This window comes from Zavarzinia aquatilis, from assembly GCF_003173035.1.
GTDB classification, from domain to species: domain Bacteria; phylum Pseudomonadota; class Alphaproteobacteria; order Zavarziniales; family Zavarziniaceae; genus Zavarzinia; species Zavarzinia aquatilis.
The window spans coordinates 162,666-189,595 of the sequence record NZ_QGLE01000009.1; the positions used below are offsets into that span (position 1 = coordinate 162,666).

Consider the following 26,930-nt stretch of genomic DNA (forward strand, 5'->3'; position numbering starts at 1 on the left):
AGAACCGTACCCTGAGAAAATCCATGTCCAAATCCGTCGCCGTGCCCCCGACCAGCGTGTCCCGGGCCGGCCCGAAAGTCGGTCTCGTCTCCCTGGGCTGTCCCAAGGCGCTGGTCGATTCCGAACGCATCCTGACCCAGCTGAAGGCCGAGGGTTACGACATCAGCCCCGATTACGCCGGTGCCGATGTCGTCGTCGTGAACACCTGCGGCTTTCTCGACAGCGCGCGGGCGGAATCGCTGGAAGCCATTGGCGAGGCGCTGAACGAGAACGGCAAGGTGATCGTCACCGGCTGCCTCGGCGCGACGCCCGACCTCATCCTCGAGCAGTACCCGAGCGTGCTGGCCGTTACCGGCCCGCACCGCTACGAACAGGTGATGTCGGCTGTGCATCAGGTGGTGCCGCCGCGCCACGATCCCTTCGTCGACCTGGTGCCGGCGGCGGGGGTCAAGCTGACGCCGCGCCATTACGCTTACTTGAAGATTTCGGAAGGCTGCAATCACCGCTGTTCCTTCTGCATCATCCCGCACCTGCGCGGCGATCTCGTCTCCCGCCCGATCGACGAGGTGCTGCGCGAGGCCGAGAATCTGGTGAACGGCGGCGTGCGCGAATTGCTGGTGATCAGCCAGGACACGTCGGCTTACGGCGTCGACCTGCGCCACAAGGGCGCGGAATGGCGTGGGCGCGAGCGGCGGGCGCATATGACCGATCTCGCCGGGGCGCTGGGCGAACTGGGCGCCTGGGTGCGGCTGCACTATGTCTATCCTTACCCGCATGTCGACGACGTCATCCCCCTGATGGCCGAGGGCAAGGTGCTGCCCTATCTCGACATTCCGTTCCAGCACGCTTCGCCGACCGTGCTGAAGGCGATGCGCCGCCCGGGCAATCAGGAAAAGGTGCTGCAGCGCCTCGCCGCCTGGCGCCGCGACGTGCCCGATATCGCCATCCGTTCGACCTTCATCGTCGGCTTCCCCGGCGAGACCGAGGAGGATTTCTCCCTCCTGCTCGACTGGCTGAAGGAAGCGCAGCTCGACCGGGTCGGCTGCTTCCGTTACGAGGCGGTCGACGGCGCGCCGGCCAACGACCTGCCCGGTGCCGTCCCGGAAGAGGTGAAGGAGGAACGCTGGAACCGCTTCATGGCTGTCCAGCAGGAAATCTCCATGGCCAAGCTCGACGCCAAGGTCGGCCGCACCCTCGAGGTGATCGTCGACGAGATCGACCCCGAGGACGGCGCGATCTGCCGCTCGCACGCCGATGCGCCGGAAATCGACGGCAATGTCATCGTCGAGGAACCGACCCGGCGCCTGCGCCCGGGCGAGATCGTCCGCGTGACCGTCGACGAGGCGGGCGAATACGACCTGTTTGGCCATCTCGCCGATCAGAACTGATCCCCGGCGCCATCGGAACCGGTTTCAGAGGGCGCGGCGAGCCACATCGCCGCGCCCTCTCTGTTTTTGCGAGCCAATCGCAAATTCCGCCTTGCCTGCCTGAAAATTTATTGATAATAATTCGCAATACGGCGGTTTGGACGAGGAAAGGTGTCGACCATGGCTCGGGATCTGGCAAAGACAGCGACTTTCGCCCTGCTGCACTTCAGCGTCGGCTTCGCCGTGACCTATGCCTTCACCGGCTCGGTCCAGATCGCGACCGGCGTCGCGCTGGTGGAGCCCGCCGTGAACACGGTGGTCTTCTTCTTCCACGAACAGGCGTGGAAGCGTCTGGGTCGGGGCAAGGGGACGGAGGAAAGATCGTCTTCACACGGCCTGATCTGCGGCCACGCCTGAGATGGCTAAGCCTGAGACAGGGCGCGATCAGACCTGACGGCGACGCGGCGCGCGCAACAGCAGCCAGAGCGAGCGGATGCCCAGCAGCGAAATCAGGCTGAGTCCGGCGACGATGGCGGTGAGCTGGTTGAGGCTGCCGGCCTGATTGTAGTTCGACGGTTTTTCCGCCTCGTCGAAGACATCGTTCATCGCCAGCATCTCGCCCGTGCCCTGGGCGAGGCTGCCCGCGCCCTCGGCGAGGCGGGCGGCATTGTCCGCCCCGGTCGGGCTGGCGGGCATATAAATGCTGATCTCGACGATGGCGCCGCCGATGACCGTGGTCGCCCCCAGATGCAATTCGGCCGCCCGGCCGCGCTCCACAAGGCCGCCATGCACGGCGAAGCCGGCGCCTTCGACCAGCAGCCCGTCCTGCCCGGGCAGGGCGACGGCCTCGGCGGCGGAAAGCCGGGGCAGGCGGCCGCGCAGATCGCGGAAAAAGACCGGAATGCTGTCCGCCCGCTGCACTTCGCCGCCGACCACCTGACCGCCGATCTGGCCGAGGGTGGTCAGGTCGCGGCGCCTGCCGGCGCGCCAGTCTTCCAGCTCCAGACAATCGGCGAAGGCGAGGGCCGGCCGCAGCGTGTCCTTTTCCGCCTGCGCAAGCTGCCGGGCGACGGCGGCTTCGGTGGGCACGTCGGGCGACAGGCGGCAATAACCGGACGGCGCGGACAATTCCAGCGGCACGCCCGAAACCACCAGGGTTTCCGCCAGGGCCGGCGGTGCCGCCGCGAGGCCGAGCGCCACCATCGCCGCAAGGCCGAGGGTCGGCGCGGAAATGATGCGGCCTTTCGCGCGCGGGAATGCTCTTCCGGCGGTCACATGGAGTCCTTACGATGGATCGTCCGGGCTATAGCGACATAAAATTGCGCCGGTTTCTTCTGTAATTAACGCCATATTGGATGCACTTGCGCCCCGGGATCATCCGCGTCGCAGACTTGCAACAGCGCGGCGACCTGCCATCCTGTGCCGGGAGGTGAGCGATGGCTCTGATCATGCCGGCTGCCGACAAGGCGGTGATGGGGGAAAGGGCGGCGCTGGTCGCGGAACTGGGCCGGTTGCTGCCGGCCGATGCCGTGATCTCGGCAGCCTCCGCTCTCGGCCCCTATGAATGCGATGCCCTGACCGCCTATGTCCAGCGGCCGCTGGCGGTCGTCCTGCCGCGGACGACGGCGGAGGTCTCGGCCGTGCTCGCGCTCTGCCACCGGCGGAAGGTCAAGGTGGTGCCGCGCGGCGCCGGCACCTCGCTGTCCGGCGGGGCGCTGCCGCTCGAGGATGGCATCGTGCTCAGCCTCGCCCGCTTCAACCGCATTCTCGACATCGACCTCGCCAACCGTTGCCTGACGGCGCAGCCGGGCGTGACCAATCTCGCCCTGACCAAGGCGGTGGAGGCGGACGGCTTCTTCTACGCCCCCGATCCGTCGAGCCAGATCGCCTGCACCATCGGCGGCAATGTGGCCGAGAATTCGGGCGGCGTGCATTGCCTGAAATATGGCCTGACCACGCATAATCTCCTTGGTCTTGAAATGGTGCTGATCGACGGCACGGTGATCCGCCTTGGCGGCGGCAAGGCGCTGGACGGGCCGGGCTACGATCTGCTCGGCGTCATCACCGGCTCGGAAGGCCTGCTTGGCGTCGTCACCGAAGTCACGGTCCGCCTGACGCCGAAGCCGCAGGGCATTGGCGCGCTTCTCGCGGGGTTCGACACGGTCGAGGCGGCGGGGGCGGCGGTCGGCGCCATCATCGGCGCCGGCATCGTGCCCGGCGGGATCGAGATGATGGACAGTCTCGCCATCAATGCCGCCGAGGATTTCTGCCACCCCGGTTACCCGCGCGAGGCAGCCGCCCTTTTGATCGTCGAGCTCGACGGCCCGGCCGGCGAGGTCGAGGCACAGATGGACGAGGTTGCCGCCCTCCTCAATGCGGCGGGCGCGCGCAGCCTGCGCCGCACCCGGGACGACGCGGAACGCCTAGGCTTCTGGGCCGGACGGAAATCGGCCTTTCCCGCCGTCGGCCGCATCTCGCCCGATTATCTGTGCATGGATGGCACCATCCCCCGCGCCCGCCTGTCCGAAATCCTGACGAAGATCGCCGAACTCTCGGCCCATTACGGGCTGCGCTGCGCCAACGTCTTTCACGCGGGCGACGGCAACCTGCACCCGCTGATCCTCTATGACGCCAATATCCCGGGCGAGCTTGACAAGGCGGAAGCCTTCGGCGCCGACATTCTGCGCGCCTGCGTCGCCGTCGGCGGCGTGCTGACCGGTGAACACGGCGTCGGCATCGAGAAACGCGACCTGATGGGCGAGATGTTCGACGAGACTGATCTCGCCGTGCAGCAGCGCCTGAAATGCGCCTTCGATCCCGCCGGGCTGCTGAACCCGGGCAAGGTCTTTCCCGTGCTTCACCGCTGCGCCGAGCTGGGCCGCCTGCATGTCTCGGGCGGCAAGCTGCGCTTTCCCGAACTGCCGAGGTTCTGACGATGGAACGCTTCCAACCGACCTCCGCCGAGCGTCTGGCCGGCGTCATCGAACGGGCCCACGCCGCGGGCACCCGGCTGCATCTGGTCGGCGGCGGCACCAAGGCCGGCTTCGGCCATCCGGTCGTCGCCGATGCCGTGCTCGACCTCTCCGCCTTTTCCGGGATCGAGCGATATGAGCCGGCGGAACAGGTGATTACCCTCGGCCCGGCGACGCCGCTCGCCACCGTGCAGGCGGCGCTCGCCGAGGAAGGCCAGCGCCTCGCCTTCGATCCACCCGATATCGGCCCCGTTTTCGGCGAGGCGCCGGGCCTTGGCACCGTCGGCGGCGCCATCGCGGCCAATCTGTCCGGGCCCGGGCGGCCGCGGGCGGGCGCCGCGCGCGATCATCTGCTGGGGGTGGAAGCCGTGACCGGCCGGGGCGAGATTTTCAAGGCCGGCGGCCGCGTCGTCAAAAATGTAACGGGTTACGACCTGCCCAAGCTCATGGCCGGCTCCTTCGGCACGCTCGCCGCCATGACCAGGCTCACGCTGCGCGTCGCCGGCCGGGCGCCGGCCACGGTGACGGCGGCCCTGCTCGATCTCGATCCGGCGGCGGCGGGGCGCCTGATGCAGCGGATTTCCGGCTCCGCGCTGGAGCCGCTGGCCATCGCCTATCTGCCGGCCGAGGTCGCGGTGCGCACCCGCCACCCGCTGGCGGCCGCCGCGGTCCTCGTCCGCTTCGACGGGCCCTCGGTCGCGCTCGACGAACGGCTGGCGGACCTGCAGACGCTGGTCGGCGACATCGCCCCCGTCGAGGCCATCGACGGCCCGGACTCGGACGAGACCTGGGTCGCCATCCGCGACATCGCCGGACTGTTGCCGGACGGTGCGCGGGCGCTGTGGCGCCTGTCGGTGCCGCCGGCCGCGGGCTGCAGCCTCGCCGCCGACCTCGCCACCTCGATCCCCGGTCTTCGCTGGTTCGCCGACTGGGCGGGCGGGCGCCTGTGGCTGGCGGTGCCGCCGCTCGCCGATGCCGGGGCGGCGATCATCCGGCCCCGTGTGCAGGCGCTGGGCGGCCATGCCACGCTGGTGCGCGCCCCCGCGGCGATCAAGGCGCAGGTGCCGGCCTTCGAGCCGCCGCCGGCCGGCCTCGCCGCGCTCGAAGCACGCATCCGCGCCGCCTTCGATCCCGCCGGCATCCTGAACCCCGGCATCCTGGGGTCCGGTATTTCGGGGCCGAACTGATGCGCACCAGTTTCACGCCCGAGCGTCTGGCCGATCCCGCCATCGCCGAGATCGACGAAATCCTGCGCAAATGCGTCCATTGCGGCTTCTGCACCGCGACCTGCCCGACTTATCTGCTGACCGGCGACGAGCTGGACGGGCCGCGCGGCCGCATCTACCTGATGAAGGAAATGTTCGAGGCCGACCGCCCGGCGGACGAGACGGTGCGCGACCATCTCGACCGCTGCCTCGGCTGCCTCAACTGCATGAGCACCTGTCCGTCCGGCGTCGATTATGGCCGGCTGGTGGAACACGGCAAGGCTCATGTCGAGGCGACGGCACCGCGCGGGTTCGTGGACCGGCTGATCCGCGACCTGCTCGCCCTTGCCCTGCCGGGGCGGCGGCGTTTCCGTCTCGCCCTGCTGGCCGGCTTCCTGTTCGCGCCCGTGGTGCGGCGTCTGCCCGGGCGCCTTGGCGCGCTCGGCACCCTGATCCCCGCGAAACTGCCGCCGCCGACCGTGGTACGGCCCGGCCAGCGCCACCCGGCGCAGGGGCCCCGGCGGCTACGCGTTGCCCTGCTGACGGGCTGCATCCAGCCGGTGCTGCGGCCCGCTGTCGATGACGCGGCGGTCCGCCTGCTGACCCGGCACGGCATCGAGGTGGTGGTGCCCGAGGCGGGTTGTTGCGGCGCCCTGCCGCTGCACATGGGCAAGGACGAGAAGGCACGGGCCATGGCCGGCGCTGTCGTGGACGCCCTCGCCGGGCAGATCGACACGCTCGACGCGGTGATCGTCACAGCCAGCGGCTGCGGCACCACGGTGAAGGATTACGGCCATCTGCTGAAGGACGACCCGGCGCGCGCCGCCCTGGCCGCCCGCCTCGCCGCCCTCGCCCGGGATGTCAGCGAAGTGCTGGACGGCGTGGACCTCGCGCCCACCGGTGTCGCCGCCGGGCGCGCCATCGCCTATCACGATGCCTGTTCGCTGCGCCACGGCCAGCGGGTGACGGCGCCGAAACGCCTGCTCGCCCGCGCGGGCTTTGCGTTGCGCGAGCCGGTCGATCCGCACCTCTGCTGCGGCTCGGCCGGGACCTACAACATGCTGCAACCCGGCTTGTCGGCGCCATTGGGCGCCAACAAGGCCGCCGCCCTCGCCGCGACCGGCGCGCCGCTGATCGCCGCCGGCAATATCGGCTGCATGACCCAGATCGGGCTGCACGGCGCCCTGCCCGTGCTGCACACGGTCGAATTGCTGGACTGGGCGACCGGCGGGCCGGCGCCAGAGGGCCTGCCGCCCGGCTGACCGCCGAAGAGGCTTTTACCCCTTCTCGTCACAAGGCCCCGGCCTTCGCCGGGGCGACGATTTTGTGGAAAGCCGCCCTACAGCAGCTGCTTGTAGCTGGGGCGCCACATGCGCGAGCGGATGTAGAGTTCGATATCTTCCGGCTCGGGCACGCGGGCCTGGCCTTCCTTGAAGATTTCGGCGGCGACCTTCACCGCGACCTGGACCGAGGCTTCGAGAATACCCGAGAGCGGCGGATAGATCAGGCCGGCGTCGAGGTCGGCTTGCGTCACCTGCTCCGCGACGGCGCGGGCGGCGGTGATGAACATGCCGTCGGTCACGCGGCTGGCCTCGGTCGCATAGACCGCGAGGCCGACCGCCGGGAAGATATAGACATTGTTGCCCTGGCCGGGCACCAGCGTCTTGTCGCCGATGCGCACCGGCGGGAAGGGGCTGCCGGAGGCGAAGATCGCCCTTCCTTCCGACCATTTGTAGGCTTCTTCCGCCGTGCATTCGGCGTGACTGGTCGGGTTGGAATAGGGGAAGACGATCGGCCGCTCGTTCAGGCGGGCCATTGCCTCGATCACTTCCTGAGTGAAGGCCTTGGCGACGGCGGAGACGCCGATGATGCCGGTCGGCTTCAGGGCCTCGATCGCCTCGGCGAAGCTGCGCAGCTGCTCGCCCTTGTGGGCGAAGGGGCGCTGGAAGCTGGCGAGATCGTTGCGGCTCTCGACGACGAGGCCCTCGATGTCGAAGAGGTGGCAGCGGGCGCGCGCCTCCTCCAGCGGCAGGCCGGCCTGATGCATGACCTGCGACAACAGATTGGCGATGCCGGTGCCGGCCGAGCCGGCGCCAAGGAACAGGAATCGCTGCTCGGTCAGCGGCTTGCCGGTGATGCGCAGCGCGGCGAGCACGCCCGCGACGGCGACACCGGCGGTGCCCTGGATGTCGTCGTTGAAGCAGCTCACCCGATTGCGATACCGCTCGAGCAGCGGCACCGCGTTCACATTGGCGAAATCCTCGAACTGGATGCAGCAGCGCGGGAAGACTTCCTGCACCGCCTGGACGAATTCCTCGAGGAAGTCGTCATAGTCCTTGCCGCGCACGCGGGACTGTTTCAGGCCCATGTAGAGCGGGTCGCGCAGCAGAGCCTCGTTATTGGTGCCGACGTCGATCATGACGGGCAAGGTCATGCGCGGCGGCACGCCGGCGCAGGCGGTATAGAGGTTCAGCTTGCCGATCGGAATGCCCATGCCGTTGGTGCCGAGATCGCCAAGGCCGAGGATGCGCTCGCCGTCGGTCACGACGATGAAGCGGATGTCCTTCTCCGGCCAGTGGCGCAGGATCTCGGCGATGCGGCCCTTGCGGTTGATGCCGAGATAGATGCCCTTCGGCCGGCGCATGATGTGGCCGTAGGTCTGGCAGGCGGCGCCCACGGTCGGCGTGTAGACGATGGGCATGAAGCGGACCGGGTCCGACATGATCGTCTTGTAGAACAGGGTGCGGTCGTTGTCGGCGAGGGACTGCAGGAAGATGTAGCGGCCCATGTCGGTCGACTTCTTCGCCAGCTGCAGCATGATGCGCTTCAGGCGGTTTTCCTCGGTGTCGATCCCCTCGGGCATCAGGCCGATCAGGCCGAAAGCCTCGCGCTCCGCCTCGGTGAAGGCCGTGCCCTTGTTCAGGCGGGGGTTCTGCATGAGATCCATGCCGGTGGGAATACCGCCTGGCACCGATGCCTTGGTCATTGGTCTTGGCTTTCTTGTCGATCCAAAGGGTCCGGCGATCGCCTGCGGGCACTATACGCCGCGATCTGGTCGCAGAGGTAGTGGAGCCTGCCGGGGTGCGCAACCTTCTCCTTGGTCTAAGGCGAGGGGCGTCATGCGCAAATGAAAAGGGGTGCCGTTGCCGGCACCCCCATCATGCGATTTCGCATCGAAAGGTAAATTGGGTGCGGCGCAACATGCGCCGCCGTCTTACTTTGCCCGTTCGATCGCTTCGAGAATGAGCGCCTTGGCCTCTTCCGGGCCGACCCACTTCACGATGGTCACCCACTTGCCCTTTTCCAGATCCTTGTAGTGCTGGAAGAAATGGGCGATCTGCTCGCACAGGATGTCCGGCAGGTCGGCGTAGGACTTCACGTCCTTGTAGAAGGGATGCAGCTTGTCGACGGGGACGGCGATGATCTTCTCGTCGGCGCCGGCTTCGTCTTCCATGAGGAGGGCGCCGATCGGGCGCGCGCGGATGATCGAGGCGGCGGCGACCGGCGACTGGCCGATCACGATCACATCCGCCGGATCGCCGTCGCCCGACTTGGTGTGCGGGATGAAGCCGTAGTTGCCCGGGTAGTACATGGCGGTGTGCAGGAAGCGGTCGACGAAGAGCGCGCCCGATTCCTTGTCCAGTTCGTATTTTACCGGCACGCCGCCCTGCGGAATTTCGATCACGACGTTGATGTCGTCGGGCGGATTCTTGCCGATCGAAACCTTGCTGATATCCATGATGGTCCCCGGTTCAAAAAAAGCGTAAGGCGGCGCGGACCATAGCGCCTGCGGCCAAAGAAATCACCTAGCCAATAGCAGTAAGAGCACGCTGGCGACGATCAGCGCCGCCCCGGCATATTCCCGGCGGACCGGCCGCTCGCGGAAAACCAGGATCGACATGGCGATGGAAAAGACGATTTCCACCTGGGCGAGGGCGCGGACATGGGCGACGGGCTCCAGCGTCATGGCGAGGAACCAGCCGAAGGAGCCGACCACCGACATGATCCCGACGCTGGCCGCCGGCTTTCGCGCGAAGCCGAGCGCGCCCTTCAATGCCTTGCGGTCGGCGGCGAGCAGATAGAGGCCCATCAGCACGGTCTGCATCGCCGTGATCGCGCAGAGCGTGGTCACGGCCCGGATCAGACTGTCGCCCGACGGCAGCGACAGGGCGGCCGAGCGGATGCCGATGCCCGAAAGGGCGAAGAAGAAGCCGGACGCGAGGCCGTAAACCGTCGCCGGCTCCCGCCAGGCCTCGGTCAGCGGGATGGTGCCGCCGCTGCGCCGCGCCGTCGTCAGCAGGACGAGGCCGCGGAAGCCGATGGCGATGGCGGCCCAGCCGCCGGGACTCAGGCCCTCGCCCAGCACCGCCAGCGACAGCACGGCGGCCTGGATCGTCTCGGTCTTGGAGAAGGTGGTGGCGACGGCGAAATTGCGCAGCGTATAGGCATGGATCAGGCAGCCGGTGGCGACGATCTGCGGAATGCCGCCCAGCAGGGCATAGAGAAAGAAATCGGCCCCCGGCGCGGGCAGGGGCGCGCCCTGCCCGGCGAGGCCCGCCAGCAAGAGGGCAGCCAGCGGCGCGCCATAGAAATAGCGGGCGAAATGAGCGCCGTTCTGGCCGATGACGCCGGTCAGGCGCTTCTGCTGGGCCGTGCGCAGGGTCTGCAGCGCGGCGGCGGTCACGGTCAGCGGAATCCATAAGGCAATCATCGGGGACATTCCTTTCGGCCGCTGAAGATCGCGCCGAAAGCAAGGACCGTCCAATAGGGGCTTGTGCGGATATCATAAGAAAATCTAATGTTCTTGCCATGTCCCGCCGCCTTCCGCCCCTCAAGGCCTTGCAGGCCGCCGAAGCGGTGCATCGCCATGGCGGTGTCGCCGCCGCGGCCCGCGCCCTCGGTGTCAGCCAGCCGGCGGTGAGCCAGCAGCTGCGCCTGCTCGAGGCCGATCTCGGCCAGCCGCTGTTCGTCCGCGACAGGGGGCGGCTGGTGCCGACGGCGACGGGTGCCCTGGTCCTGCCACGCCTGAGCCAGGCTTTCAGCCAGTTGCGCGAGGCGGTCGATCTCGCGGCGCGGGAGACGACGCGGGGCCTGACCGTCGCGGTGCTGCCCAGTTTCGCCATGCGCTGGCTGATCCCCCGGCTGGGTGGTTTCGAGGCGCTGCATCCGGGGATCGACCTGCGGCTGGCGACGGCGTCCGATCCGGTCGCGCGGCTGCGCGACGGCAGCGCCGATCTCGCCATCGCTCTTGGCCGGGACGCGGGCGATTGGCCCGGCCTCGCCGCCGAAGCCCTGCTGGTCGAAGACATGGCGCCGGTCGTCGCCCCCGGCCTCGCGCCTGGGCTACGGGTGCCGGCCGACCTGCGGCATCTCGCCCGCCTTGTCGTCGATGTGCCGGAGCGGGCGGGGGATTGGGCCCTGTGGCTGGCGGCGGCGGGCGTGCCCGATCTGCCGGCGGCGGCGGTCCGTCCTTTCGAATCCTCGGCGCAGGCCCTGGCGGCGGCGGTCGCGGGGCGCGGCGTCGCCCTCGCCGCGCGGCATTTCGTGCTCGATGACCTCGCGGCCGGGCGGCTGGTCCAGCCCTTTCCCCTGTCGGTGCCGGCGCCGGACGGCCATTGGCTGGTCACCCGGCCCGGCCGGACAAGGGGCGAGGCGCTTCGCCGTTTTCTGACCTGGGTCAAAGCCGCGGCGTCCTGACCGGGTCATGGTGGCGCGCCATTCGAGATCGAGGAGGCCGCCGTGAAGACCCTGCATCCATCCAAGGTCTATCAGATGCTGGAGCCCGGCCCGGTCGCCCTGCTGGCGACGGCGCAGGACGGCAAGGCCAATGTCATGACCATGTCCTGGCACATGATGGTGGAATTCGAGCCGCCGCGCATCGCCTGCATCGTCAGCGGCGCCGACCACAGTTTCACCGCCCTGCGCGAGACCGGCGAATGCGTGATCGCGGTGCCGCCCGCCACCATGGCGGAACGCGTGGTGGAGATCGGCAATTGCTCCGGCCGGGAGGTGGACAAATTCGCCCGCTTCCACCTCGACAGCCATCCGGCGAAACTGGTGGCGGCGCCGCTGATCGCCGGCTGCCTCGCCAATATCGAATGCCGGGTGATCGACGACAGCCTGGTCGATCGCTTCAACCTCTTCGTCCTCGAGGCGGTGCACAGCTGGTTCGACCCTGCCCTCACCGGGGTGTCGACGCTGCATCACCGGGGCTGGGGCGAATTCGCCCTGGACGGTGAAATCATTCGCCTGAAATCGCGTATGCGTTGAAAAGTTCGCGGGCTTCGCCCCCCGAAATCGGGCAGGTTGACGAAGGCACCGGCAACACTTAAGTGCTGATCGAGAGAGAGCACCACCACACAACAAGAGATGGGGGAGAACATGCGTGGATTGATGCAGGACAGGCCGCTCCTGATTTCGTCGTTCCTGACCTTCGCTGCCGTTTACCACAAGGACCGGGAGATCGTGACCCGCACGGTCGAGGGTCCGATCCATCGCTACACCTATGCCGATTGCGAGCGCCGGGCGCGGAAGCTCGCCAATGTCCTGAAGGGCCGGCTCGGCGTCGGTTTCGGCGATGTCGTTGGCACGCTGGCCTGGAACACCTATCGCCATCTCGAACTGTGGTACGGCATTTCGGGCCAGGGCATGGTCTGCCACACGATCAACCCGCGCCTGTTCCCGGACCAGATCGCCTATATCGTCAATCACGCCGAAGACAAGGTCCTGTTCATGGACCTGACCTTCGTGCCGCTGGTCGAGAAGCTGCTGCCGCGCCTTGGCAATGTGAAGCATTTCGTGATCATGACCGACCGGGCGCATATGCCGGCGACCTCGATCCCGGGCGCACTCTGCTACGAGGAGATCGTCGAGGAAGCTTCCGACGATTTCGTCTGGCCGGAGTTCGACGAGAATACGGCTTCCTCGCTCTGCTACACCTCGGGCACCACGGGCAATCCCAAGGGCGTGCTCTATTCGCACCGCTCGACCGCGCTGCATTCCATGGTGGCGAACAACGCGGATGCCCTCGGGATGCGCTCGTCCGACGCGGTGCTGCCGGTCGTGCCGATGTTCCATGCCAATGCCTGGTCGATCCCCTATGGCGCGCCCATGGCCGGCGCCAAGATCGTGATGCCCGGTGCCGCGATGGACGGCGCCAGCATCTACGAGCTGCTGGAAACCGAGGGCGTGACCATGACCGCGGCCGTGCCGACGGTCTGGCTCATGCTGCTCCAGCACCTCGAGAAGGAGGAGGACCGCAAGCTCTCCACCCTGAAGCGGGTCGTCATCGGCGGCTCCGCCGCGCCGCGCTCGATGATCGAGACCTTTGAGACCAAATACGGTGTCTCGGTCTGCCATGCCTGGGGCATGACGGAAATGAGCCCGCTCGGCACCCTCGGCTCGCTCAAGGCCGGCATGGACAAGCTGCCGATCGAGAAGCGCCTCGACATCCAGTGCAAGCAGGGCCGCGCGGTGTTCTGCGTCGACATGAAGATCACCGACGATCACGGCAACGAGCTGCCGCGCGACGGTGTCGCCTTCGGCCACCTGATGGTACGCGGGCCCTGGATCGCCGGTGCCTATCTGAAGGGCGACGGCGGCAACATCCTCGACCACAACGGTTACTTCGACACCGGCGACGTCGCCACCCTCGACCCCGAAGGCTTCATGCAGATCACCGACCGGGCCAAGGACGTGATCAAGTCGGGCGGCGAATGGATTTCGTCGATCGACCTCGAGAATGCCGCCGTCGGCCATCCGAGCGTGGCCGAGGCCGCGGTTATCGGCGTGTTCCATCCCAAGTGGGACGAGCGGCCGCTGCTGATCGTGGTCAGGAAGCCGGGCAAGGAGGTCACCAAGGACGAGATGATGGCCTTCCTCACCGGCAAGATCGCCAAGTGGTGGATGCCCGACGACGTCGTCTTCGTCGACGATCTGCCGCACACCGCGACCGGCAAGCTGCTGAAGACCCGTCTGCGCGACGACTTCAAGGATTACAAGTTCCCCGGCGTCGCCGCCGAGTAACCGGCGGCATTCCCGATGGAAAACCCCGCTCCGGCGGGGTTTTCTTTTTGTGGCGCGTGATTGCCCGTTGACGTCGATGCGCCGCTGATGGACATTAGCCCCGCTTTGACGGTTCCCGCGCCCTCCAAAGGCCGGGATTAAAAGGGAACACGGAAGGCGCGTTGTCGCGCCCGGCCGTGGCTGTCCCCGCAACTGTGAGCGGTGAGTTCGCACCTCAAGTCACTGGTCGAGTGCCTTCGGGCCGGCCGGGAAGACGGTGCAGGACGCTGATCCGCGAGCCAGGAGACCTGCCGCCAGGGGCATCACTTTACCACCGGTCGGGTGAACCGGGGGTAGCGGACCCAATCCGTCGCAGTGATGCGTCCATAGGCGCCGTCCCGGCCGGGCCTTGCCCGTTCCTGCCGTAACGTGCCCCGTTCTGTAACGTGCCGGATGGCGATCCGGCCGAAGGCGGCGCTTTGTCCAACGCCTGTCCGCATCCGCGGACGGGGTAGCGCCTGTCCGCATCCGCGGACGGGGCAGGACGCGTGCGCCCGAATGGCGGCCGCGCGCCTGCCCGCCTTCAGGGGATCGTCATGTCACGGCTCGGGTTCCTTCTCGCCACCGCCTCCCTCGCCACCCTCGGTATCGCCGCCGCCCGGGCGGAAGAGGCCGAGCTTCTGCCCGAAGTCTCGGTCAGCGCCAATCTGGGCGAGGTCACGCCGCTGACCGCGGTTGGCAGCGCCCTATCCATCATCACCGCCGAGGAGCTGGAGGCGAAGCAGATCCGCGTCGTCTCGGACGCGCTCCGTCTCGTGCCCGGTGTCGCGGTCAGCCGCACCGGCACCATCGGCAACCAGACCCAGGTGCGCATCAGAGGCTCGGAAGCCAATCAGACCCTGGTGATGATCGACGGTGTTGTCGTCAACAACCCGGCGTCGTCGTCCGAATTCGATTTCGGCCATCTGCTGACCGCCGACATAGAGCGCATCGAGGTGCTGCGCGGGCCTCAGAGCGCGCTTTACGGCTCCGACGCGGTCGGCGGCGTGATCAATATCGTCACGCGGAAAGGCGCGCCCGGCTCGACCGTGACCACAAGCATCGAGGGGGGCAGCGGCGGGACGCTGATCGGCACCGTCTCGGCCAGCGCCGCAGGGGAAGGCTTCTCGATCCGCGCCGGCACCACGGGCACGACGACCGAAGGCACGTCCTCCGCCGCGAAATGGCGCGGCAACGGCGAAGACGACGCCTATCGCGGCATTACCTCTTCCGTGAACGCCAGCTTCGACCCCTCGAAGCAGCTGGGCTTTGACCTCGTCTTCCGCGATACCCATTTCAAGGGCGACTACGACGATTTCGGCCTGCGCGTCGGCGATACCACGAGCCGCTATCAATACGCCTATGACGCCAACGCCGGGTCGCGGGGTGACGAGACCTTCGCCCGCGTCCAGGCCCGTCTGTCGCTGCTCGAAGGCCGCTGGACCCACAAGCTCGGTCTCGCGCATTTCCGTGCCGACACCGACTACCTGAGCGACGGTGCCGTCACCTCGTCGTCCCACGGCGAGACGACCCGCTACGACTATCAGACCGACTATGCCTTCGAGACGCCCGGCTTCGCCGACGCATCGCACCTCGTCACTTTCGCCGCCGAACACAAGCGCGACGAAATCGTTTCCTATGTCGAGAAGGCGGTCGATCAGGATTCCCTTGTGGGCCAGTACCAGCTGCGCCTGTTCGACGACCTCAGCCTCACGGGCGCCCTACGCCGCGATGTTCATGACCTCTTCGAGGATGCGACGACCTGGCGCGCCACGGCGGCCTATCATCTCGATCCGACCGGGACCAAGTTCCGCCTGTCCTACGGCACGGGCGTGAAGAACCCGACGATCAACGAACTCCACGGCTACGGCAGCAGCTACAAGGGCAATCCCGACCTGAAGCCCGAAAAGGGCAGGGGCTGGGATGCCGGCATCGACCAGTCCCTGCTCGGCGACCGGCTGAGCCTGGGCGTGACCTATTTCGACCAGCGCATCTCGGACGAGATCGGCAGCACCTATGTCTATGACGCCGGCAGCGGCTCCTATGTCGGCACGCCGATCAACGATCCGGCCACGTCGCGCCATCGCGGCGTCGAGTTCGAGCTGCTGGCCGAGCCGGTCGACGCGCTGACCGTCCGCCTGTCCTACAGCTACACCCACGCCCGCGACGGCAAGACGGGCGAGGCCGAGGTCCGCCGCCCGGCCAACCAGGGCAGCCTCGACATCGGCTACCGTTTCCTCGAAGGCAGGGCGTCGGCCAACCTGGGTCTTGTCTACACCGGCGACTTCAAGGACGTGCTCTACACAAGGAGCTGGTCGTCCGAAGTCCAGGACATGGACAGTTACACCGTGGTCAATCTGGCCGGCTCCTACCGGGTCGTCGACAATGTCGAGCTTTATGCAAGGGTCGAGAACCTGTTCGACGAGGAATACGAGGAAGTCTATTCCTACGGCTCGCTCGGCCGTTCGGCTTATGCCGGCGTTAAGGCGTCGTTCTGATGGCCGCCGTCTCACGCATCGTCGAGGAGGCGGGCAACGGCAAGGTGGAAATCTTCCCCCTGCCGACCGGCGCCGACTTCCTGTTCGACCTCTGCAAGCTGCTGTTCGAGAAACACTGGCACGAGATCGTCTTCGGTTCTTGCGTGCAGGGCGCGGTCTTCGAGATCGCGGTCGACCGTGCGCCGAAGAAGGTCGTGCTGTTCGACGGCTATCTGACCGTCGATTTCGGCCGCTGGCATTTCCACCTCTGCATCGGCGAGAACAGGGGCACCCCGCGCCATCCGACGCCGCCCGAACTGGCCCGCCACCGCCGCACGGCGCGGGCCGAGCTTTATCGCGGCTTGCGGGACGACGGGGCACCACGGTCCTGGGGTCTGCGCCTGTTCAATGGCGCGGGCGAGCAGCAGATGACGGTGTTCCTGCCCAATCCGCTGCTGACCCCCGATATGAAGCCGGCGCGGCCGCCCGATTTCAGCCGCCTCGCCCTGTGGGACGAGTTGCGGCGGGTCTGTCTCGGCCTCGATCCCGATCCGCTCGACCGCACGGCCGAGGGCTTTCCGTGTGGCGGCTGATCCTCGTGCTGGGGTTGCTGATCTTTGGGCCGGCAGCCCTCGCCGGGCCGCGCGTCGTCTCGATGAATCTCTGCGCCGACGAACTGGTCCTGCGGCTCGCCGACCGGGAGCAGGTCGCCGCCGTCTCCTTCCTTGCGCGGGAGCAGCGGATTTCGACGGTCGCCGATCTCGCCAACGGCTTTCACCAGACCCGTGGCCAGGCGGAGGATGTGGTCCGGCTCAGGCCCGATCTCGTCATCGCCGGCCGTTACACGACACGCACCACCGTTGCCCTGTTGCGCGATCTCGGGCTGCCGGTGAAGGAACTCGACGTGCCGGTCACCTTCGAGGAGGTCGAGGCGCAGATCCGCGACGTCGCCGCCAGCCTCGGCCAGTCCGCGCGGGGGGAGGCGATGATCGAAAGTATCCGTGCGGGGCTCGATGCCATTCCGCCCCGGGCAAGGCCGCTGCGCGCGCTGGTGCTGCGCCCGAACGGCGTGACCTCGGGCGCGGGGTCGCTGGTCGACACGCTGCTGACCCGGGCCGGGCTGGTCAATCTTGGGGCCGATCCCGCGCTTGGGGTCTACACCGCGCTGCCGCTGGAGCTGGTTGCCAGCCTGCGGCCCGATATTCTCGTCATGGACCTGGAACCCATGGCGGCGCCCGCCCTCGCCGAAGCGGTGCTGCATCACCCGGTGCTGGCGCGCCTGCCTTTCGCGATGCGGGTGATCGGCGTGCCCAACCGGCTATGGACCTGCGCCGGCCCCGGCATGGTCGAGGCCGTGCGCCTGCTGGCCGGGGCGGCGGAAGCTCAGGCGCCGCCGGTCGAGAGCAGCGTCTCGAGCGCCGCGGTCAGCCGCCGGCCCCCGGCGGCCATGGAATAATCCTCGACCGCCGAGCGGCGCCCTGCCGCCGCGATCGCGCGACGGCGGGCATCGTCGGCCAGCAGGCCCGCCATCGCTTCGGCCAGTGCCCCGGCATCGCCGAGCGGGGTGAGCAGGCCGTTATCGCCATCGACGATTTCGCGCGGGCCTTCGCTCGCGGTCGAGACCAGGGCGACGCCATGGGCGAAGGCTTCGATGGCGACGATGCCGAAGGGCTCGTGCCGGGATGGCAGGCAGAAGATATCGAGGCCGGCATAGAAGGTGTCGCGATCCTCGATCCAGCCCGGAAAGGCGAGAACATCGCCGAGCCCGGCGGCGATGGCGCGGTGGTGCAGCTGTGCCGCCAATTCGCCCGTGCCGCCGAGGATGGCGCGAAACGCAATGCCTCGCTGGCGCATGAGGGCGAGGGCGTCGATATAGAGGTCGAAGCCCTTCTTCTCGACGAAGCGGCCCATGGTGCCGATCACCGGCGGGCGATGCGGCGCCGGATCGTTCACCGGGACATCGGTTTCGACCATGTTCGGAATATGGAAGACGCGGCCCGGCGCCACGCCGAGTTCGATGACCCGGGTACAAAGGTCGCGGGTGATGCACAGCACGCCGTCCGCCTTCACGACGCGGCGGATGCTGTAATTATGGGTGACGGCGAGAACGGGCCAGCGCCCGCGCGAGGCCGCGAGGCACAGGCCAAGGGCGCGGTTGGAATGGGCGATCACGGCGTCCGGCGCGAGGCGCGCCATCGTCCGGCGCAGCCGGAAGGCGGCGAGCGGGTCCCATTCGGCGACATGGGGCAGGGACAGGCGCGTGGCGCCCAGCGCGTCCAGCTTCGCATCGACCCAGGCGCCGGGGCGGGTGACATTGGTCACCCGATGGCCTTGCCCGGTCAGCGCGCGGTGATAGTCTAGCGCCGCCTGTTCGACACCGCCCGCCTTCTTGCCCAGCATGACGTTCAGGATATGCATCTCGGTGCCTCTCGATCCGGCTCCAGAGATGGCACGGCCCTCGGGTGCCGGTCAACGGACCGGCCGGTTTCAGGAATTTCCCAGCATGGCTCAGACTTTCGATCTCGTCGTTTCGGGCGGCACGGTCGTCAACCAGAACGGTCGCGGCCTCGCCGACGTCGGCGTGATCGCCGGCCGCATCGCCGCCATCGGCGACCTGTCGCGGGCCGATGCCGGCCGCCGCGTCGACGCGACCGGCCTGCACGTCCTGCCCGGCGTGATCGACACCCAGGTGCATTTCCGCGAGCCGGGCCTCGAGCACAAGGAAGACCTCGCCTCGGGCTCGCTCGCCGCGGTCATGGGCGGGGTGACCGCCGTGTTCGAGATGCCGAACACCAAGCCCTCCACGACGACGCCCGACGATCTCGACGACAAGCTGCGCCGCGCCCATCACCGCATGTTCTGCGACCACGCCTTCTATGCCGGCGCGACCGAGGATAACATGGGCGCCCTCGCCGCCATGGAAGCCATGCCGGGCTGCGCCGGGATCAAGGTGTTCATGGGGGCCTCGACCGGCTCCCTGCTGGTCGCCGAGGACGCGGGGCTGGAAAAGGTCCTGACCACCGGGCGCCGCCGCATCGCCATCCACGCCGAGGACGAGGCCCGCCTGAAGGAGCGCCGCGCCATCGCCGATTCGGGCGATGTCGCCGATCACTGCAACTGGCGCGATCCGGTCTCGGCCATGATGGCGACGAAACGCGCCGTCGCCATCGCGCGGCGCCACGGCCGGCGCATCCACATCCTTCACGTGACGACGGCGGAGGAGATGGAGTTCCTCGGCCAGCACAAGGATCTGGTGACGGTCGAGACCACGCCCCAGCACCTGACCCTGGCGGCACCCGAAGCCTATCGCCGCCTCGGCACCTATGCCCAGATGAACCCGCCCATTCGCGAGGAGCACCACCGTGCCGGCCTGTGGGATGCGGTCAGGGCCGGCATCGTCGACGTCATCGGCTCGGACCATGCGCCCCACACGGCCGAGGAAAAGGCCAAGCCCTATCCCGCCAGCCCGTCGGGGATGCCGGGGGTGCAGACCCTGCTGCCCCTGCTGCTCGACCATGCGGCCAAGGGGGCGCTGACGCTGGAGCGGGTGGTGGACCTTACCTCCGCCGGCGCGCAGCGCATCTTCGGCCTCGCCGGCAAGGGCCGCATCGCCGTCGGTTACGACGCCGATCTGACCCTGGTCGATCTCGCCGCGACCCGGGTGATCACCGCCGACTGGCTGGCCTCCCGCTGCGGCTGGAGCCCGTTCGAGGGCGATACCGTCACCGGCTGGCCGATGGCGACCATCATCCGCGGCCATGTCGTCATGCAGGACGGCGAGGTCGCCGGCCCCGCCATCGGCGAGGCCCTGCGCTTCTCGGAAGTGCCGTCGGCCTTCGTCTGAGGGCACCCACCTCACCCCCCGCCCTCTCCCCCCGCAGGCGGGCGGAGAGGGGGCCTCTTCTCCCTCTCCGCCCTTCAGGGGGGGGCGGGGTGAGGCGGGGCGAATTGCAGCGCAAGATCGGGGCAGCGTAAGCCTTTCCGCCGCGCCATTCTCCCGCCGTGACCCGGAGAGACGCCATGACCGCCCGAACCGACCTCGACCTCGATGCCTGCTGGAGCCGCCTGTCCGGTGCCGCGCAGGATGGTCCCGACTTCTATTATGGCGTGGCGACGACCGGCGTCATCTGCCGGCCCGGTTGCCCGTCGCGGCTGCCCCGGCGCGAGAATGTCCGCTTCTTCGCCGATCTCGCTTCGGGTCTCGCCGCCGGTTTCCGGCCGTGCAAGCGTTGCTGCCCGGACCAGCCGGCGGGGGCGGCGGCGCAGCGGGCGCAGGGCGCGGTCGAGAAGGCCTGCATCCTGATCCGTGATGCGCTGGAGGCGGGCGAGGCGGCGCCGACGCTGAATGCCCTCGCCGAATCGGTGCATCTCTCGCCCTTCCATTTCCAGCGCCTGTTCAAGCGCCTGACCGGTGTCTCGCCCCGCGACTATGCCGCGGGCTGCAAGCAGGGCCGGCTGGTCGCTGCCCTTGCCAAGGGCGACGATGTCGCGGGCGCGCTCTATGAGGCGGGCTTTGGCGCGGTCTCCGACGCCTACCGCGCGGTGAAGCAGGCGACGGGTACGACACCGGCCAAGCTGAAGGCCGGCGATTTCGATCTGTGGTGGGCGACGGTTGACACCGTGTTCGGCCTGACCCTGGTCGCCGCGACCGCGCAGGGTATCGCCGCCCTCTTCATGGGCGAGGACGAGGCGATGCTGGCGGCCGATCTCGTTCACCGCTTCCCCCGCGCCCGCATCGCCCGCGATCAGGCGCGCCTCGCGCCGTTGCTCGACGCCGTGCGCGCCCGGGCGGCGGAACCCCGTGCCGGCGGGGCGCTCGCCCTCGACCTGCGGGGCACGGCCTTCGAGATTTCGGTCTGGCAGGCGCTGCGGGCGATCCCGGTGGGCGAGACGAGAACTTACGGCGCGCTTGCCGCCGCCATCGGCAAGCCGGGCGCGGCGCGGGCGGTCGGCCGGGCCTGCGGGGCGAATCCCGTCTCGATCCTGGTGCCCTGCCACCGCGCGGTGGGGGCGGACGGCTCGCTGACCGGCTATCGCTGGGGCACGGCGCGCAAGCGCAAATTGCTGGAAATCGAGCGCGAGGCCGGCGCCTGAGGCCGATTTCCCCCCGACTGGTTCCTTTTGGCAATATTCGTTCGTTCCGCATTTTGCTACGCAGCAGACAGTGCTTGTTTGCCATGATCCCTTTTGTAATAGTGCGCGCCTAACAAAGGGTCTGGCGGGGTTGGCGGGGAATTCCGGCGGCCGCGCCCGGCAAACAAGAAATCGGAAACTTCGGATCTGCACTCGGCGCTGATTTTGGGTTGCGCCAGCAATCGGATCGCCGGGGAGCTCGGGAATAGACCTATGTCCATGGACATCACCGAACATCGGAAGACCTACTCGCTGTTCATGAGCCTGACCAAATGGTCGATCATCAGCATGATCGTCCTGCTGGTGCTCATGGCGATCTTCCTGGTTTGATTCCGAACGGGTGTGGGCTGGCCCTGTAGGGACCGGCGCCACGCCCTTTCACCTTTTTCATAAATGCTCAAGTCTGGGGGCCAGATGAGGATTGCCATTCCCAAGGAACGGCGGCCGAACGAGAAGCGCGTCGCCGCTTCTCCCGAATCCGTCAAGAAGCTGATCGCGCTCGGTGCCGAGATCGTGATCGAGACCGGTGCCGGTCTCGCGTCCGCGATCACCGACGCGGCCTTCGAAGCCGCCGGCGCGAAGGTCGCGCCCGATGCCGCCTCGACCATCGCCGGTGCCGACGTGGTGTTCCACGTCCAGCGCCCGATGCCGGACGAGCTGGCGCATTTCAAGCGGGGCGCCGTGCTGATCGCCGGCCTCAACCCCTATGCCGACCGCGACAGCGTGAAGGCCTATGCCGATGCCGGCATCGACGCCTTCGCCATGGAATTCGTGCCGCGCATCACCCGTGCGCAGTCGATGGACATCCTGTCGTCCCAGGCCAACCTCGCGGGTTACCGCGCGGTGATCGAGGCGGCGGCGGAATATTCCCGCGCCATCCCGATGATGATGACCGCGGCGGGCACCGTCGCGCCGGCCCGCGCCCTCATCATGGGTGTCGGCGTCGCCGGCCTGCAGGCCATCGCGACGGCGAAGCGTCTCGGCGCCATCGTCTCGGCGACCGACGTGCGCCCGGCGACCAAGGAACAGGTCGAATCCCTCGGCGGCACCTTCGTCGCCGTGATGGACGACGAGTTCAAGAACGCCCAGACCGCCGGCGGTTACGCCAAGGAAATGTCCAAGGACTATCAGGCCAAACAGGCGGCCCTGATCGCGGACACCATCAAGAAGCAGGACATCGTCATCACCACGGCGCTGATCCCGGGCCGGCCCGCGCCGGTGCTGGTCTCGGCGGAGATGGTCGCGACCATGAAGCCGGGTTCGGTCATCGTCGATCTCGCGGTCGAACAGGGCGGCAACTGCCCGCTGTCGAAGCCGGGCGAGGTCGTCGTGACCGACAATGGCGTGAAGATCGTCGGCATCCTGAACCTGCCGAGCCGGATCTGCGTCGACGCCTCGCAGCTCTTCGCCAAGAACCTGCTGAACTTCATCACCCCGCTGGTCTCGAAGGAGACCAAGCAGCTCGCCATCGACTGGGAAGACGAGATCATCAAGGCCTCCATCCTGACCAAGGGTGGCGCCGTGGTGCATCCGGCCTTCGTCGCGGCCTGAGAGAAGAGGTGACCTGATGGATCATTTCATTTCCCTGCTCTCGATCTTCGTTCTGGCCGTCTTCGTCGGCTATTACGTCGTCTGGAGCGTGACGCCCGCCCTGCACACCCCGCTGATGGCCGTCACCAACGCCATTTCGTCGGTCATCATCGTCGGCGCGCTGATCGCCGTCGCGGTGCCGGCCATGGGTTCGGCCTCCTGGGCCTCGAAGATCTTCGGCTTCATCGCCGTCGTCTTCGCTTCCGTCAATATCTTTGGCGGGTTCATGGTCACGAGCCGAATGCTCGCCATGTACAAGAAAAAAGACAAGAAGTGAGGAGCCGACGTCGATGAACGCCAATCTCGCTTCTCTCCTGTATCTCGTCTCCGGGGTACTGTTCATTCTCGCGTTGCGCGGCCTGTCGTCGCCCGCCACCTCGCGCGCGGGTAACCGTTACGGCATGATCGGCATGACCATCGCGGTCGTGACCACCCTGCTGTCCCACCAGGTGCTGCCGAACATCGACGCGCTGACGATCGGCATGATCGTCGTCGCGCTGGCGATCGGCGGCGGCATCGGCGCGGTGATCGCCAAGCGCGTCGCCATGACCTCGATGCCGCAGCTCGTCGCCGCGTTCCACAGCCTCGTCGGCATGGCCGCGGTGCTGGTCGCGGCCGCCGCCTATTACGTGCCGGAATCCTATGGGATCACCCTGCCGGAAGGCGGCATCAAGACCGGTTCGCTGATCGAGATGGGCCTTGGCGTCGCCATCGGCGCCATCACCTTCTCGGGCTCGATCATCGCCTTCGCCAAGCTGAACGGCAACATGTCGGGCGCCTCGATCCTGCTGCCGGGCCGCCACCTGCTCAACGGCGCCATCGCCGTTGCCATCGTCGCCCTGCTGGTGATCCTGATCGTCTCGAAGGGCGAGGCGACCTGGGCGTTCTGGGCCCTGACCGCGCTGTCCTTCGTCGTCGGCATCACCCTGATCATCCCGATCGGCGGCGCCGACATGCCGGTGGTCGTGTCCATGCTGAACAGCTATTCCGGCTGGGCGGCGGCGGGCATCGGCTTCACGCTGCAGAACACGGCGCTGATCATCACCGGCTCGCTGGTGGGTTCGTCGGGCGCGATCCTGTCCTACATCATGTGCAAGGGCATGAACCGCTCCTTCATCAGCGTCATCCTCGGCGGCTTCGGCGCCGACGCGGGTGCCGCGGCCGCCGGCGGCGGCCAGAAGGAAGCCCGCCCGGTCAAGCAGGGTTCGGCGGACGACGCGGCCTTCATCATGAAGAACGCGGGTTCCGTGGTCATCGTCCCCGGCTACGGCATGGCGGTGTCCCAGGCCCAGCACGCGCTGCGCGAGATGGCCGACCTCCTGAAGGCGGAAGGCGTGAAGGTCTCCTACGCCATCCACCCGGTGGCGGGCCGCATGCCCGGTCACATGAACGTGCTGCTGGCGGAAGCCAATGTCCCCTACGACGAAGTGTTCGAGCTTGAAGACATCAACTCGGCCTTCCCGCAGTCGGACGTCGCCTTCGTCATCGGCGCCAACGACGTGACCAACCCGGCGGCCAAGACCGACAAGGCCTCGCCGATCTACGGCATGCCCATCCTTGAGGTGGACAAGGCCAAGACGGTGCTCTTCGTGAAGCGCGGCATGTCGTCCGGCTATGCCGGCGTCGAGAACGAGCTGTTCTTCCGCGACAACACCATGATGCTCTTCGGCGACGCCAAGAAGGTGGTCGAGGAAATCGTGAAGGGCATGGCGCACTAAGCCGCCACCGCTCGGGAAACGGGGCCGCGCCGGGTGACTGGCGCGGCCCTTTTCTTTGTCCTAAGGTCGCCGACCCCGCAACCGAACGAGCACGACTCATGGCCGCAGACACGCTTCGCATCGCCCGCATCATCGCCGCCGAGATCCAGGCGAAACCCGAACAGGTGACGGCGGCGGTCGAATTGCTGGACGGTGGCGCGACCGTGCCCTTCGTCGCCCGCTACCGGAAGGAAGCGACGGGGGGCCTGGACGATACCCAGCTCCGCACCCTCGAGGAGCGGCTGTCCTACCTGCGCGAACTCTGGGCCCGGCGCGAGACCGTGCTCGAGTCGATCCGGTCGCAGGGCAAGCTGACCGACGAGCTGGCGGCCAAGATCGAGGCGGCCGGAACCAAGGCCGAGCTTGAGGACATCTATCTGCCGTTCAAGCCGAAGCGCCGCACCAAGGCCGAGATCGCGCGCGAGAAGGGGTTGGGGCCGCTGGCCGAGGCCCTGCTCGCCGACCGAAGCCTGATCCCGCAGGAGGCCGCCGCCGCCTATCTCCGGGACGAGGTGCCGGACGTGAAGGCCGCCCTCGACGGCGCGCGCGACATCATCGTCGAACAGATGGCGGAAAATGCCGATCTGGTCGGCAACCTGCGCAACTACATGAAGGACAAGGCCGTCGTCCATGCCCGCCTCGTTGAGGGCAAGGCCGAGGCCGGCGCCAAGTTCAGCGATTATTTCGACCATGCCGAGCCGTGGGCCAAGGTCGCCGGTCACCGCGCCCTCGCCATGCTGCGCGGCCGCAACGAGGAAGTGCTGAGCGTCGATATCGAGGTCGACGCCGACAGCGACGCCCCGGTCAAGCCGGTCGAGGCGCGCATCATGGGCGCCTATGGCATCGACCCCAGGGCGCCGACCCCGGCCGAGAAATGGCTGGGCGATGTCGCGCGCTGGTGCTGGCGGGTGAAGCTGTCGCTCCATCTGTCCATCGACCTGATGAACGAAATGCGCGAGCGCGCGGAGGAGGAGGCGATCCACGTCTTCGCCCGCAACCTCAAGGACCTGCTGCTGGCGGCCCCCGCCGGTTCGCGCGCCACCATGGGGCTCGATCCCGGCATCCGCACCGGCGTCAAGGTCGCGGTGGTCGATGGCACCGGCAAGGTGCTGGAGACGGCGACCGTCTATCCGTTTCAGCCGAAGAACGACGTGCGCGGCGCCCAGGCGACCCTCGGCCACCTGATCCTGAAGCATAAGGTCGAACTGATCGCCATCGGCAATGGCACCGCCAGCCGCGAGACCGACAGACTGGCGGCCGAGCTGATCGGCGACCTGCCGGCCGAAAACAAGCCGATCAAGGTCGTCGTCTCGGAAGCCGGCGCCTCGGTCTATTCCGCCTCGGCGCTGGCGGCGGCGGAATTCCCGGACCTCGATGTCTCCTTGCGCGGCGCGGTCTCCATCGCCCGGCGCCTGCAGGACCCGCTGGCGGAACTCGTCAAGATCGACCCGAAGTCGATCGGCGTCGGCCAGTATCAGCACGACGTCGACCAGCACCGGCTCGCCCGCTCGCTCGATGCGGTGGTCGAGGATGCGGTGAACGCGGTCGGTGTCGATCTCAACACCGCCTCTGCCTCGCTGCTCGCCCGCGTCTCAGGGCTCGGCGCCTCGCTGGCGGAAGCGGTGATCGCCCATCGCAATGCCAACGGCCCCTTTGCCAGCCGCAAGGACCTGCTCTCGGTTTCCCGCCTTGGCCCCCGCACCTTCGAGCAATGCGCCGGCTTCCTGCGCATTTCGAATGGGGCCGAGCCGCTCGATGCCTCCTCGGTCCACCCGGAAGCTTACGGCGTCGCCAAGAAGATCGTCGCCGCCTGCGGCCGCGACCTGCGCAGCCTGATGGGCGACGCGAAACTGCTGAAGTCCCTCGACCCGGCGGATTTCGTCGATGCCCGCTTCGGCCTGCCGACGGTGAAGGACATCCTGTCCGAACTCGAAAAGCCCGGCCGCGACCCGCGCCCGGAATTCCGTACCGCCAGTTTCGCCGAAGGGGTGGAGGAGATTTCCGACCTGAGGCCCGGCATGATCCTCGAAGGCACGGTGACCAATGTCGCCAACTTCGGCGCCTTCGTCGACATTGGCGTCCATCAGGACGGCCTCGTCCATGTCAGCCAGCTGGCCGATCGTTTCATCAAGGATCCGGCGGAAGTGGTGAAGGCGGGCGATGTCGTCAAGGTGAAGGTGCTCGAGGTCGACGCCAAGCGAAAGCGCATCTCGCTCACCATGCGCAAGGGCGAGGCCCCGCCGCGCGACGCCGGCCGTCCCCAGCAGCAACCGGCGCGCGGCGACCAGCGCCGCCCCGGCCCCGCCCCGAAACGGCCGGAGCAGAACCAGCAAGGCAGTCTCGGCGCCGCCCTCCTCGACGCCATGCGCCGGAAATAGCCGCCGCC

At 67.8% G+C, this 26,930-nt stretch carries 22 protein-coding genes, 1 pseudogene and 1 riboswitch; of the genes and pseudogenes, 18 read left to right on the forward strand and 5 right to left on the reverse strand.

The features are described from left to right. Nucleotides 1–56 precede the first annotated feature (56 nt). Nucleotides 57–1,388 (forward strand): 30S ribosomal protein S12 methylthiotransferase RimO, encoded by a 1,332-nt coding sequence (gene rimO, locus DKG74_RS15535; RefSeq protein ID WP_207779377.1) that lies wholly within the window; start codon nt 57–59, stop codon nt 1,386–1,388. A 159-nt stretch (nt 1,389–1,547) separates the two neighbouring features. Further along, on the forward strand, nt 1,548–1,784 hold the full coding sequence (locus tag DKG74_RS15540; RefSeq protein ID WP_109907127.1) for a DUF2061 domain-containing protein: 237 nt from the start codon (nt 1,548–1,550) through the stop codon (nt 1,782–1,784). Between the two features lie 27 nt (nt 1,785–1,811). On the opposite strand, the gene DKG74_RS15545 is transcribed toward DKG74_RS15540, so the two are convergent. Continuing rightward, a complete protein-coding gene (locus DKG74_RS15545) occupies nt 1,812–2,642 on the reverse strand; it encodes a hypothetical protein (RefSeq protein ID WP_133251609.1) in 831 nt (276 codons plus the stop codon). Nucleotides 2,643–2,809: 167 nt separating this feature from the next. Between DKG74_RS15545 and DKG74_RS15550 the strand changes: the two genes are divergently transcribed. The 3 genes from DKG74_RS15550 to glcF are packed head-to-tail and all read left to right on the forward strand — an operon-like array spanning nt 2,810 to nt 6,806. Beyond that, on the forward strand, nt 2,810–4,300 hold the full coding sequence (locus DKG74_RS15550; RefSeq protein ID WP_423841698.1) for an FAD-linked oxidase C-terminal domain-containing protein: 1,491 nt from the start codon (nt 2,810–2,812) through the stop codon (nt 4,298–4,300). Nucleotides 4,301–4,302: 2 nt separating this feature from the next. Continuing rightward, complete coding sequence (locus tag DKG74_RS15555; protein ID WP_243404145.1) at nt 4,303–5,526, forward strand: FAD-binding protein; 1,224 nt, start codon at nt 4,303–4,305, stop codon at nt 5,524–5,526. After that, a complete protein-coding gene (gene glcF, locus DKG74_RS15560; protein ID WP_109907093.1) occupies nt 5,526–6,806 on the forward strand; it encodes a glycolate oxidase subunit GlcF in 1,281 nt (426 codons plus the stop codon). The genes DKG74_RS15555 and glcF overlap by 1 nt, the downstream gene beginning before the upstream one ends. 77 nt (nt 6,807–6,883) lie before the next feature. Here glcF and DKG74_RS15565 read toward each other — a convergent pair whose 3' ends face one another. The 3 genes from DKG74_RS15565 to DKG74_RS15575 all read right to left on the reverse strand — a co-directional run bounded on the left by DKG74_RS15565 (nt 6,884) and on the right by DKG74_RS15575 (nt 10,255). Continuing rightward, on the reverse strand, nt 6,884–8,530 hold the full coding sequence (locus tag DKG74_RS15565) for an NAD-dependent malic enzyme (RefSeq protein ID WP_109907094.1): 1,647 nt from the start codon (nt 8,528–8,530) through the stop codon (nt 6,884–6,886). Between the two features lie 228 nt (nt 8,531–8,758). Continuing rightward, on the reverse strand, nt 8,759–9,283 hold the full coding sequence (gene ppa, locus DKG74_RS15570) for an inorganic diphosphatase (protein ID WP_109907095.1): 525 nt from the start codon (nt 9,281–9,283) through the stop codon (nt 8,759–8,761). Between the two features lie 63 nt (nt 9,284–9,346). After that, a complete protein-coding gene (locus tag DKG74_RS15575; protein WP_165837717.1) occupies nt 9,347–10,255 on the reverse strand; it encodes a DMT family transporter in 909 nt (302 codons plus the stop codon). 98 nt (nt 10,256–10,353) lie between these two features. On the opposite strand from DKG74_RS15575, the gene DKG74_RS15580 reads away from it, so the two are divergent. The 6 genes from DKG74_RS15580 (at nt 10,354) to DKG74_RS15605 (ending at nt 17,520) form a co-directional block, all read left to right on the forward strand. Further along, nucleotides 10,354–11,241, forward strand: coding sequence for a LysR substrate-binding domain-containing protein (locus tag DKG74_RS15580; RefSeq protein ID WP_109907097.1), 888 nt, complete (start codon nt 10,354–10,356; stop codon nt 11,239–11,241). 42 nt (nt 11,242–11,283) lie between these two features. Further along, the gene (locus DKG74_RS15585) at nt 11,284–11,814 is read left to right on the forward strand and encodes a flavin reductase family protein (protein ID WP_109907098.1); all 531 of its coding nucleotides are present in this window, start codon (nt 11,284–11,286) and stop codon (nt 11,812–11,814) included. A 111-nt stretch (nt 11,815–11,925) separates the two neighbouring features. Continuing rightward, on the forward strand, nt 11,926–13,569 hold the full coding sequence (locus tag DKG74_RS15590; protein ID WP_109907129.1) for a 3-(methylthio)propionyl-CoA ligase: 1,644 nt from the start codon (nt 11,926–11,928) through the stop codon (nt 13,567–13,569). A 92-nt stretch (nt 13,570–13,661) separates the two neighbouring features. Continuing rightward, nucleotides 13,662–13,878, forward strand: a riboswitch (cobalamin riboswitch). Nucleotides 13,879–14,144: 266 nt separating this feature from the next. Then, nucleotides 14,145–16,085, forward strand: coding sequence for a TonB-dependent receptor plug domain-containing protein (locus DKG74_RS15595; RefSeq protein ID WP_109907099.1), 1,941 nt, complete (start codon nt 14,145–14,147; stop codon nt 16,083–16,085). Next, nucleotides 16,085–16,657, forward strand: coding sequence for a DUF7676 family protein (locus DKG74_RS15600; protein WP_109907100.1), 573 nt, complete (start codon nt 16,085–16,087; stop codon nt 16,655–16,657). The genes DKG74_RS15595 and DKG74_RS15600 overlap by 1 nt, the downstream gene beginning before the upstream one ends. Next, complete coding sequence (locus tag DKG74_RS15605; protein ID WP_243404146.1) at nt 16,645–17,520, forward strand: ABC transporter substrate-binding protein; 876 nt, start codon at nt 16,645–16,647, stop codon at nt 17,518–17,520. Before DKG74_RS15600 ends, DKG74_RS15605 begins: the two co-directional genes overlap by 13 nt. Here the strand turns inward: DKG74_RS15605 and DKG74_RS15610 are convergent. Beyond that, nucleotides 17,448–18,482, reverse strand: coding sequence for a glycosyltransferase (locus DKG74_RS15610; RefSeq protein WP_109907101.1), 1,035 nt, complete (start codon nt 18,480–18,482; stop codon nt 17,448–17,450). The genes DKG74_RS15605 and DKG74_RS15610 overlap by 73 nt on opposite strands. Nucleotides 18,483–18,567: 85 nt before the next feature. On the opposite strand from DKG74_RS15610, the gene DKG74_RS15615 reads away from it, so the two are divergent. The 7 genes and pseudogenes from DKG74_RS15615 to DKG74_RS15645 all read left to right on the forward strand — a co-directional run bounded on the left by DKG74_RS15615 (nt 18,568) and on the right by DKG74_RS15645 (nt 26,922). Then, nucleotides 18,568–19,908, forward strand: a complete 1,341-nt coding sequence (locus DKG74_RS15615) for a dihydroorotase (protein WP_109907102.1) — start codon at nt 18,568–18,570, stop codon at nt 19,906–19,908. Between the two features lie 176 nt (nt 19,909–20,084). Beyond that, on the forward strand, nt 20,085–21,158 hold the full coding sequence (locus tag DKG74_RS22435; protein ID WP_109907103.1) for a methylated-DNA--[protein]-cysteine S-methyltransferase: 1,074 nt from the start codon (nt 20,085–20,087) through the stop codon (nt 21,156–21,158). Nucleotides 21,159–21,410: 252 nt separating this feature from the next. Further along, a complete protein-coding gene (locus DKG74_RS15625; protein WP_109907104.1) occupies nt 21,411–21,527 on the forward strand; it encodes an aa3-type cytochrome c oxidase subunit IV in 117 nt (38 codons plus the stop codon). An 84-nt stretch (nt 21,528–21,611) separates the two neighbouring features. Then, the gene (locus DKG74_RS15630) at nt 21,612–22,748 is read left to right on the forward strand and encodes a Re/Si-specific NAD(P)(+) transhydrogenase subunit alpha (RefSeq protein WP_109907105.1); all 1,137 of its coding nucleotides are present in this window, start codon (nt 21,612–21,614) and stop codon (nt 22,746–22,748) included. 34 nt (nt 22,749–22,782) lie between these two features. Next, a pseudogene (locus DKG74_RS15635) lies at nt 22,783–23,064 on the forward strand (proton-translocating transhydrogenase family protein); the annotation flags it as partial. Nucleotides 23,065–23,077: 13 nt separating this feature from the next. After that, nucleotides 23,078–24,505, forward strand: a complete 1,428-nt coding sequence (locus DKG74_RS15640) for an NAD(P)(+) transhydrogenase (Re/Si-specific) subunit beta (protein ID WP_109907107.1) — start codon at nt 23,078–23,080, stop codon at nt 24,503–24,505. Between the two features lie 98 nt (nt 24,506–24,603). Then, complete coding sequence (locus DKG74_RS15645; RefSeq protein ID WP_109907108.1) at nt 24,604–26,922, forward strand: Tex family protein; 2,319 nt, start codon at nt 24,604–24,606, stop codon at nt 26,920–26,922. Nucleotides 26,923–26,930: the final 8 nt, after the last annotated feature.